The sequence below is a fragment of the Streptomyces prasinopilosus genome (assembly GCF_001419695.1).
Lineage (GTDB): Bacteria > Actinomycetota > Actinomycetes > Streptomycetales > Streptomycetaceae > Streptomyces > Streptomyces prasinopilosus.
Map to the genome: position 1 here is coordinate 1 of NZ_LIRG01000045.1, position 8,434 is coordinate 8,434.

Annotated in this window: 17 protein-coding genes; 15 read left to right on the forward strand and 2 right to left on the reverse strand. The window is 70.3% G+C overall.

Annotation, left to right across the window (positions count from 1 at the left end):
* Positions 1-70 precede the first annotated feature (70 nt).
* The 12 genes from AOK18_RS02920 to AOK18_RS32805 all read left to right on the forward strand — a co-directional run bounded on the left by AOK18_RS02920 (position 71) and on the right by AOK18_RS32805 (position 5,111).
* Entirely contained in the window at positions 71-562 is a 492-nt protein-coding gene (locus AOK18_RS02920) for a hypothetical protein (protein ID WP_055693232.1), read from the forward strand.
* Between the two features lie 92 nt (positions 563-654).
* Positions 655-933, forward strand: a complete 279-nt coding sequence (locus tag AOK18_RS02925) for a hypothetical protein (RefSeq protein WP_055693233.1) — start codon at positions 655-657, stop codon at positions 931-933.
* 8 nt (positions 934-941) lie between these two features.
* Entirely contained in the window at positions 942-1,064 is a 123-nt protein-coding gene (locus tag AOK18_RS35070; RefSeq protein ID WP_276205332.1) for a hypothetical protein, read from the forward strand.
* A complete protein-coding gene (locus tag AOK18_RS02930; RefSeq protein WP_055693234.1) occupies positions 1,061-1,480 on the forward strand; it encodes a hypothetical protein in 420 nt (139 codons plus the stop codon). The genes AOK18_RS35070 and AOK18_RS02930 overlap by 4 nt, the downstream gene beginning before the upstream one ends.
* Positions 1,477-1,866 (forward strand): DUF4326 domain-containing protein, encoded by a 390-nt coding sequence (locus AOK18_RS02935; RefSeq protein ID WP_206281495.1) that lies wholly within the window; start codon positions 1,477-1,479, stop codon positions 1,864-1,866. Before AOK18_RS02930 ends, AOK18_RS02935 begins: the two co-directional genes overlap by 4 nt.
* Positions 1,863-2,183, forward strand: coding sequence for a hypothetical protein (locus AOK18_RS02940; protein ID WP_055693236.1), 321 nt, complete (start codon positions 1,863-1,865; stop codon positions 2,181-2,183). Before AOK18_RS02935 ends, AOK18_RS02940 begins: the two co-directional genes overlap by 4 nt.
* Positions 2,180-2,770 carry a hypothetical protein gene (locus tag AOK18_RS02945; protein WP_055693237.1) on the forward strand — a complete coding sequence of 197 codons (591 nt, stop codon included), beginning with the start codon at positions 2,180-2,182 and terminating at the stop codon, positions 2,768-2,770. Before AOK18_RS02940 ends, AOK18_RS02945 begins: the two co-directional genes overlap by 4 nt.
* Positions 2,767-3,627, forward strand: a complete 861-nt coding sequence (locus AOK18_RS02950; protein ID WP_055693238.1) for a hypothetical protein — start codon at positions 2,767-2,769, stop codon at positions 3,625-3,627. The genes AOK18_RS02945 and AOK18_RS02950 overlap by 4 nt, the downstream gene beginning before the upstream one ends.
* Complete coding sequence (locus tag AOK18_RS02955) at positions 3,624-3,950, forward strand: hypothetical protein (protein ID WP_055693239.1); 327 nt, start codon at positions 3,624-3,626, stop codon at positions 3,948-3,950. The genes AOK18_RS02950 and AOK18_RS02955 overlap by 4 nt, the downstream gene beginning before the upstream one ends.
* A 2-nt stretch (positions 3,951-3,952) precedes the next feature.
* Positions 3,953-4,705: a hypothetical protein gene (locus tag AOK18_RS02960; RefSeq protein ID WP_055693240.1), complete on the forward strand. Its 753-nt coding sequence runs from the start codon at positions 3,953-3,955 to the stop codon at positions 4,703-4,705.
* Positions 4,702-4,926: a hypothetical protein gene (locus AOK18_RS02965; RefSeq protein ID WP_157865006.1), complete on the forward strand. Its 225-nt coding sequence runs from the start codon at positions 4,702-4,704 to the stop codon at positions 4,924-4,926. The genes AOK18_RS02960 and AOK18_RS02965 overlap by 4 nt, the downstream gene beginning before the upstream one ends.
* 11 nt (positions 4,927-4,937) lie before the next feature.
* Entirely contained in the window at positions 4,938-5,111 is a 174-nt protein-coding gene (locus AOK18_RS32805) for a hypothetical protein (protein ID WP_157865007.1), read from the forward strand.
* A gap of 60 nt (positions 5,112-5,171) precedes the next feature.
* Here AOK18_RS32805 and AOK18_RS02970 read toward each other — a convergent pair whose 3' ends face one another.
* Positions 5,172-6,272, reverse strand: a complete 1,101-nt coding sequence (locus AOK18_RS02970; RefSeq protein WP_055693242.1) for a phospholipase D-like domain-containing protein — start codon at positions 6,270-6,272, stop codon at positions 5,172-5,174.
* A 282-nt stretch (positions 6,273-6,554) separates the two neighbouring features.
* On the opposite strand from AOK18_RS02970, the gene AOK18_RS31680 reads away from it, so the two are divergent.
* The 3 genes from AOK18_RS31680 (at position 6,555) to AOK18_RS02985 (ending at position 7,541) form a co-directional block, all read left to right on the forward strand.
* Positions 6,555-6,779, forward strand: coding sequence for a hypothetical protein (locus tag AOK18_RS31680; protein ID WP_055693243.1), 225 nt, complete (start codon positions 6,555-6,557; stop codon positions 6,777-6,779).
* Positions 6,780-6,885: 106 nt separating this feature from the next.
* Positions 6,886-7,113 carry a hypothetical protein gene (locus AOK18_RS31685; RefSeq protein WP_055693244.1) on the forward strand — a complete coding sequence of 76 codons (228 nt, stop codon included), beginning with the start codon at positions 6,886-6,888 and terminating at the stop codon, positions 7,111-7,113.
* Positions 7,113-7,541 carry a hypothetical protein gene (locus tag AOK18_RS02985; RefSeq protein ID WP_055693245.1) on the forward strand — a complete coding sequence of 143 codons (429 nt, stop codon included), beginning with the start codon at positions 7,113-7,115 and terminating at the stop codon, positions 7,539-7,541. Before AOK18_RS31685 ends, AOK18_RS02985 begins: the two co-directional genes overlap by 1 nt.
* A 242-nt stretch (positions 7,542-7,783) precedes the next feature.
* On the opposite strand, the gene AOK18_RS02990 is transcribed toward AOK18_RS02985, so the two are convergent.
* Positions 7,784-8,242 (reverse strand): Aca2/YdiL-like domain-containing protein, encoded by a 459-nt coding sequence (locus AOK18_RS02990; RefSeq protein ID WP_055693246.1) that lies wholly within the window; start codon positions 8,240-8,242, stop codon positions 7,784-7,786.
* Positions 8,243-8,434 lie beyond the last annotated feature (192 nt).

Genomic DNA, 8,434 nt, shown 5'->3' on the forward strand with positions numbered 1-8,434 from the left:
ATGCATTGCATTGCCATGCATGAAACGGTACGGTGAACTCATTCCAACCACCCCTGCCGGAAGGCCCACCGTGCTCAACCCGACCATCGCCTGGACCCCCGGCACCCTCGTCCGCTACCACGGCAGCATCACCACCCTGCACGACACCTACCGCGCACACCCCTGCACCTGCCTCAACTGCGACGACCCGGTCTTCGGCACCGCACGCTTCCGACTGACCGACGGCAACGACGTCACCGTCCTGGACTGCGTGCGCGCCACCTCGATCACCGAGACCCCCGAACCGGGCGACCGCCTCATCACCCTCACCGACGGCCACCGCATCACCACCTCCAACCAGTCCGGCACCGACCTGTACGACGAGGTGTTCCTCCACCCCGGCCTCGACGCCGACTGGGACCACCCCGAGGACACGGCCGAACTGTTCCTGTCCGGCGACCCCGAGCTCGCCAAGGGCCGCCTGTTCCTCGACGTGCCGCCGGCAGACGTCCGCGCCCTCATCGACGAGCACGGCGGCGCCGTCGAAGTCGACGCCGAGACCCGCCAGCAGCAGCTCGCCTGAACCGCCCCGCACGCCCGCATCCGGGCCGGGGGAAGCCGCGCCCCAAACCACGGCAACCTGACATCTACGCCCCCAACACCCGGGAGCCCACCATGGCCCAGCCCACCGCCGACCAGACCGCCCTCCGCGATCGCATCGCCGCCGACGCCGTACAGCGCGCCCTCGGTGTGCTCCGCGTCTGGCGCGACGAGCGTGAGATCGGCCCCGAAGCCGCACGCCTGCTGTACGAGGTCGGCGCCGCGCTCACCGACGACAACCCGGGCCCGAGCCGCCTGGCCGACGAGATGCAGCCCGCCGAGCCCGGGCCGCCGAAGCTCCCGCCGATGGACCCGGTACACATCCTCGGCATCGAAGCGCAGCAGGACGCCTGATGCCGCCCGTGGACATACCCGCCCCGCTGGCCGGCCCGCTCATCGCCGCCGCCGTCATCGCCTGGGCCTACCTCATAACCGTCGACTGGGTTCACCCCAACGCCCACCGCCACGACCAGGAGAACCGATGACCTACCCGCAGCTCCTCACCGCCGAAGAGAAGCTCACCGACGCCAAGACCCGCCTGAACATCCCCCGCATCGTCGCCATCTGCGGCTCTACCCGCTTCATGGACCAGATGGCCGACGCCGACCGGGTAGAGACCGCCGCCGGGCACATCGTCGTCAAGCCGGGCTGCAACATGAAGGAGCCCCACCCCCTGTGGGCCGACCCGATGGAGGCCGAGGCGCTGAAGGTGCGGCTGGACGACCTGCACCGCGCGAAGATCCGCCTCGCGGACGAGGTTCTGGTGGTCGGGGACTACATCGGCGACAGCACCACCGCGGAGATCGCCTACGCCCGATCCCTGGGCAAGCCGATCCGCTTCACCCACCCCGAGGTCGACCCCGGGGAGCCCAACGGCGACCCGGCCATGACGGAGGCATGATGCCGACCCGTATCCAACGGAAGCGCACCCGTGGGTGGAAGGCCTCCGAAGGCGCCGCCTACGTCGGCCGCGGAACCCCCTTCGGTAACCCCTGGGCCGTCGTCCGCACCAACACCGGCACCGGCTGGGCCGTCCAATGGGCCGGCCACGCCCACCAGCACCGCCCCCTCGGCCTGAACGACTTCGTCCCCGCCAACGACCAGCGCGACGCCCACGCCCTCGCCGTGGAGCTGTACGAGACGTGGGTCCACGCCCACCCGACGCTTCTGGAGCGGATCCGCCGCGACCTCGCCGGCCGGGACCTTATCTGCTGGTGCTCGGAGTCGCTCCCCTGCCACGCAGACGCGGTGCTGCGCCTGGCCAACCCCGAGAGGACCAGCCCGTGACCATCAACGTCACCCACGACGGCTACGACCAGACCGGCGCGCCCACCGCGCACAAGGGCCTCATCGAGAACTGCCCTGCCCCCGAATGCCAGGACCGCGTCATTGAGCAGCAGGAAGCGCATGGCACGTACTGCCCGCACGGCAAGAAGATCACCGAGCTCGATCCCGACCATCCCGACCAGGAAGGCCAGCCGGAACGCCTCGTCGACCCATGGCCGTGCACCGTGGAGGGCTGCACCCTCGAGGCGTTCGAGGAGCACGAGCAGGCTTGCGAAGACGAGTACTGGGACAGCCTGCTCAGTGAGGTGTACCCGTGACCGGCCAGGAGCGGACGCCCGAGGAGGAACTGGAGCACTGGCGCAGCGAACTCGCCCGCGTCGTCAAAGCCTCCCCCGACATGCCCTGGCCCGTCCTCATCGAATGGGCCGAAGAAGACGAACTCGTCGCCACGAAAGCCGCCACCCGATCCGGACGCGCCAAGCTCGTCGGCATCGAGCAGCGCCTGGCCGCCATGGAGAAACTCGCCGCCGCCTGGCAGAAGGAAGCCGAACGCGCCCGCAAGGACCTCGCCGACCAGGCCTACCCGGACGACAGCGTCGAGTTCGTCGCCTGGTCCGCCCTGGACCGGCCGCTGGAGGAGGTCGACATGGTCGCCATCCTCAAGACGATCCGCCACTGCCGGCTCCTCGCCGCCGAGGCCCTCCACGTCTGCGCCGGCACCTGGCAGGACGCGAAGAAGCGCCTCACGGACCTCCACGCGCCCGTTCAGCACATGGGGCGCACCTGGTGCCGGGAGTGCTCGGTACGCCGCCGTACGGGCCCCCGGGACGAGGAGTGGGTGGCGTACATCCCCCACCCCTGCCCGACCCTGGACACCCTTGAGAGCAAGGAGCCCACCACGTGACCGAGCAGTCGACAGCCTGGGACCGCCTCCTCGGGCTCATCAGCCTCACCGACGCAGCCAACCAAGGAACCACCCCCGAACAAGCCATCGCCGACGCCATCCGCGAATCCGTCGTCAACGCCCCGTCCCTCCGCAACTGCCTGTACCCCGGCTGCCTCCGCGAGTTCGACATGACCGCCCGCATGAACGGCCGGAAGCCGGCCCGACCGTCCTGGTCCGGCGACGGCTGGCACCAGGTCACCCGCGGCCCCTCCCACGGCTCTGTCTGCCCCGACCACGTCGACATCGTCACCCAGCACCTCCCCCGCACCGTGGACGTCCCCAACGGCCGCTGGATGGCCGTCTGCGCCTGTGGCTGGATGTCCCGCCCCCAGACCTACGGCGGTCTCCTGCGCCCCCTGTGGGAGGAACACCTCCTCCTTGCCGCCGGACAGCTCACCCCACCGGTCACGCTCGCCGAGAAGACCGGTCGGCAGCCCCTGGACGAGTTCACCGAAGCGGCCCTCAACGAGCTGTACGACCAGCTTGAGGACACCGAGCATGACCGCGCGGAGACCCGTGAGGCCGCGCAGGCCATGTTCAAGGCGTGGGACTGGCACCGGCACACCCTCGGCGGCGTGGGACGGGCCGTGGTCGCCGTGCAGAACTACATGCGGGTCGCCGTCGGAGAGACCCGGGACTGGACCGCTGACCGGCACGACGCCTACCTGTGGGGCGTCCTGATCGGCTGGGACGACGACGCCCTTGAGGAGATCGCGGCCAAGCACGGGTGGAACGAGCACCGCGTGAAGTACGTGCGCGAGATGCGCGCCCTCCTCGCCCCGATCACCGATCAGCCGAAGGAGCCCACGACGTGACCCCGCTCATCATGGCCCTGGTCGTCGGCGTCATTCTCCACACGCTCGTCGGCATCATCACCCGCACCCCCGAAGACGACCAGACCCCGCTCCACTGGCAGGCCTGGCTCACGTTCCTCGTCGGCCTCACATCCACCGCGGCCATCGTCGTCATAGCCGTCGGCTCCCGCCTGGCTGCTGGCTTCATGCTCCCGTTCTGGGCGCTGATCCTGGCGGCCGACCTGCTCACGCTCGCCTGGAAGCTGTGGAAGCACCGGCAGCGCGTCGCGGAGCGCCGGTCCCTTCAGTCCCTGTTCGACCGCCCGTCACACGGGGAGGCCTGACCGTGGGAGCAGCACTGCACCTCGCGCACGTCCAGGCCACGCCCGCACGAAAGCGCAAGAGGAAGGGCGGCGGCAGCGGCAGCGACGGCTACGACGCCCTCGTGGCCCGCGTCTATCAAGACCAGCGGATGACCCCCGAAGCCCGTGAACTGATCCTCCTTCTCGCCTGGCTCGCTGTACGCGACCCCAACCGCTACGACAGCGACGGCAACTTCATCAACTGGAGGAAGCGCGCCTCGGCGATCCTCGACAAAAACTCCCCCACCAGGCAGTCCCGCCTTGCAGACCTCGTCTACGCCGACCGTCCCCGCTACGAGGACAAGCGCGACGGCTGGGAACAGCGGACGTGCGCCGCACCGATGATCCGACGGGCCGGCCTGTGTGGACAGCACGCCGTAGGCCACGACTACACCGTGGATCAGGAAACCGGCTGGAGGACAGCGGTCTGGTACTGCCGGCGTCACGAACCGTGGGGCCGAGACCTCCGCACCCAGCGTCTTTCCAGCCCCGGACCCGAACCAATCCCCAACGCTGGCGGCCTGGTCACCTCATACCTGCTGGCCGACGGAGAGGGACAGGAGGCGTCGTGGGCGCGTCTGTACAAGGAGGCCGCCGTGTGGCACTACGACCGCCACTGGGAACCGCCGAAGGCGTACGGCGTCGTGGCCGACAACTGGCCCGTCCCCGGCAGTGACCCGATGCCTACGCGAGCACGACTTCGGCTGGTCATTGGCGGCGGGCTGGAGGACGCGTGACGAGCCGTACAGCGCGGCGCCGGGTGCCCGCCCGGATCGAGACCATCGAGGAGCGTCTCGCCCTCCCCGTCCCCGCGCCGCTGCCCGGCCAGGAGACCATTCCCGTTGCCACGATCGGGCATCACGTCTACGAAGGCCCCGGGCCCTGCCGGGCTGATCTGTTCGGGCAGGCCTGCGGGGCACACCGCGACGCCCACCACCACACCACCACCGAGACGTGAGGACACCGACCATGGCCACGTACCAGGTCGACGGGACGGTACGTAGTACCCCCAGCTCCAACGACTGGGAGCCCATCCTGACCACCGAAGACCCCGTCGAAGCCACCCGCGTCGCCCACGAGTCCGAAGGCACCTTCTGGCGCCGCCTCCTCGAAGACGGACGGATCGTGCTCCCCCGAGTCTGACCCACGCACACGGAAGCGCCCCCGCCTGGGGAAATCAGGCGGGGGCACTCGCATGCCAGGCTACGCCGCCGCTTCCCCCGCCGGCTCGCCCGCGGGGGCGCTGTCGTCGACCCGGCAGTCCACCGACTGCGCCCAGTGATAGATCAGCTCGTTCATCGTCGACACCCCCCACAGGCCCTTCAGGACGGCGATCTCCTTCTCCAGCTTCCGTTCCGACACCCCGAACCGGCGGGCGATCGTCGGCTGCGAGAACCCCGAGCACAGGTGCCGCATGATCTCCCGCTGGGACCGCGACGTCCGTACCCCCTCCACGCCGGCCCCGCCCCGCGCGCCCAGCGTGTCCCGCACATCCCCGCGCCGCGCGCGGAGTTGTCCCGCCCACGGCCGGGCCCGCATCCACGTCGCCTCGAACACCCGGGCCAGCACCGCCACCACCGCCGGATCGGTCACCAGCCACGCCGCATGCGCGGGCCCGCCCGGCGTGATGTGGTCGGAGAGGAACGCCTGCTCCCGATCCACGACGATCATCCGTTCGAAGGCGCTTTCCAGCGTCCGGTACTGCGCGGGCCGGCCCGTCGCCCGTGTCGACATGGTCCGCGCGTACCGGGCGGTCACCGGGTGGTCCCGCACCGTGTCCCGGTAGATGGTGCGCAGCTCCACCCCCCGGTCCAGGGCCGCCCCGTCCCGGGACACGGCGAGTTCGAGGAGGTCCGGGGAGCGCGGGCCGCCCGGTTGCGCGGCCAGGATCTCCCGCCGGGCGGATCCGACGACGTCCTGGAGGCGGGAGTTGACCGTGTCCGGGTCGTCCAGGTAGACGCTGGAGCCGCCGGAACGTATCTGCACCGCCTGGTAGGCGTGGGTGAGCTGCGCCGATAAGTCGGGGATCGCCTGCAACATGGCGACGTGCCGTTCGGCTTCGGCGAGGACCTGGTCCGTGCGGTGCTGCAACGCTCCCTTGGGGTCGCGGACCGCGGGCGGCGGGCCGCCGGGCGTGTGGGGGCCGGAGATGAGGCCCCAGGTGAGGAGTTCCGTTTCGGCGTCGGGGTGATGGGCGATCAGGTCCGTGATCGTGTGGATGTCGCGGCGTGCGCAGGCCGCGTACAGGGCGAGCGCGTTGTTCGACAGAAACCCGCCGCTACTTTGCGCATCGGTTATGGCCAAGGCTTTGATTCCCCCGCGGAAACAGAAAGATCAAATGCGGAAACCCGCACTGCGGAAACCCGCACCACCACAATGTTGAGGATGCAATCAGCGTAGGGCAGATTTGCCGTGGGGCGTCCCCCGACGCTCGTACCCCCGCATCCTCCCCACACCCAAAAACGTCTACTGCCAGGTAACAACGTTGACGGGCAAAGGGGTTCGCAGCAGGACCGGAGGAACGAGAATTCGGGTCAGGCGCCCCGCTATCGTGCCCACACCCCTAACTGAAGAAAGGACCGCCCTATGCGCACGCCACTACGGCACCTCCTCGCCGGCCTGTCCCTCACCGCCGCCGCCCTCACCGCGGCCGTCACCACCGACAGCGCCGCACCCCCCGACACCGGATGGGGAGCACCCGCCCCCGCACACGACACCGGCTGGGGCACCGAACCCGCCGGCAGCGCACAGGGCGACGACGAAGGCTCTGACGGGCCGTCCACGGCCTCCGCGGACACCGCCTGGGGCTGACCCGCCCCGACCCGAGACCGGCCCGGCAGTCGTGCCCCCAGCACACTGCCGGGCCTCCCCCATGACCGGGGGGAACGTCCGCCCGGAAACGCGGGACCGTAGACGCATGACACCTTCCCCCGAGCCCCTGCCGCCGTTCTCCGGCAACGAGACGGCCTGCCCCAAGTGCAGCTACGACCAGGCGTACACCGAACACAAGGTGAAAGCCGAACCACGCACAGACAGCGAACTCCCGTGGAACTCAGACTTCCCCGAGCGGCTGGAGCGCCGCTGCGCCCGCTGCGACTTCATCTGGGACGAAGCCCTCAACCCGCCCACCCAAGGCGGTGCCTGATGGCCAAGTACCCCGACGGCGACCGCCGCAAGGCCGTCTGCGCCTGGCTCACCGCCAACGGCATCAACCCCAGCGATGTCCCCCAAGACGCTGACATGACCATCGACGACGGGCCCACCGGGCGCGTCCTTCGCTGCGAGGTCTTCGACCGCCACCCAGACGGCTACATCCAGGTCGACGAGCGCGGCGAGAAGGCCGCCATCAGAGTCGTCAGCGTGCCTCTCACGGTCGAACCGCCCCAGTGGTGGCAGCCGCACATGAAGCCGACCCGGGACCAGCTCCTAGCCGTCCTCGAGCGTGTCCGTGAACTTGCTCCCGACCTTGAGCTGGAGGCCACCCTGCCCGGCATGCACGACGCGGCCCGGGAGGCCAAGCGTGACGCCTCCAGCCGTATCCGCGACATCATCGAAACCGGCGTGCCATCCTGAGACGGCGCTCGCTCGTCTGCCGCGGGAGACCGTGGCACCCGGGAGGTCGCCGGCCGTACAGCCGGGCGAGCGCTGGGTCTTCCGCCCCGCTCTCCCCCCGTGGAGCGGGGCGGTCGCACGTCAAACCCAAACACGATGAAGCCCCCGCCTTTACGCGGGGGCTTCATCGTGTGACGCGGGCCGGACCTACTTCCGTGCCAGACCGTAGAGGGCGCCGCACGACGACATCAGCGCCTTGCAGGTCACCGTCGCACCCCCTGCCGCGCGGCCTGGACCAGCGCACCAGCGGTGGCCACGTCCGGGTAGGCGATGGCCAGGGCCGGCACCTCCTGCGCGACGCGGGCGACGACCGCCCGATGCCAGGACGCGGGGAACTCGGCATCAGGGTGCGCGGCCCGGTACTCGGCATCGTCCCGATACGTGATCACCGCCGGGTCGGGCAGGTCCATCAGCGCGTCGACGATCCCGGACACGAACTCCCCGGTACGCCGCTCAAGGTCTTCTATCTCCAAGCGGACCCCGTCGGGGATGGCGTACTTGCCCTGCTCCCAGTGGCGGACGGTCCGCCCGGACACGTTCAGGTGGGCGGCGAGCCACTCCGGGCTGAGGCCCAGGTACTCGCGGACGACGCGGAGTTCCGCCGGCGTCATCCGCTCGTCGTCGGGCATGCCGGGCGGGTCGGTGTAGGTGTTCTCGCTCATGAGGGCTCCAAAGGGGGCGGGCCCGCCCCCTTTGNNGGGCGGGCCCGCCCGCGGCAGTGCCGGAGGCGAGCCCGGGGGAAAGGGGGGCGACGGGTCAGATGCGGCGAACCCGGATGGTGTAGCCGGTGTCGACGGCGTCCCAGTCCCCGACGGTCTCCCAGCCGGCCGCCTTCAGGGCGGTCTCGGCGGCGT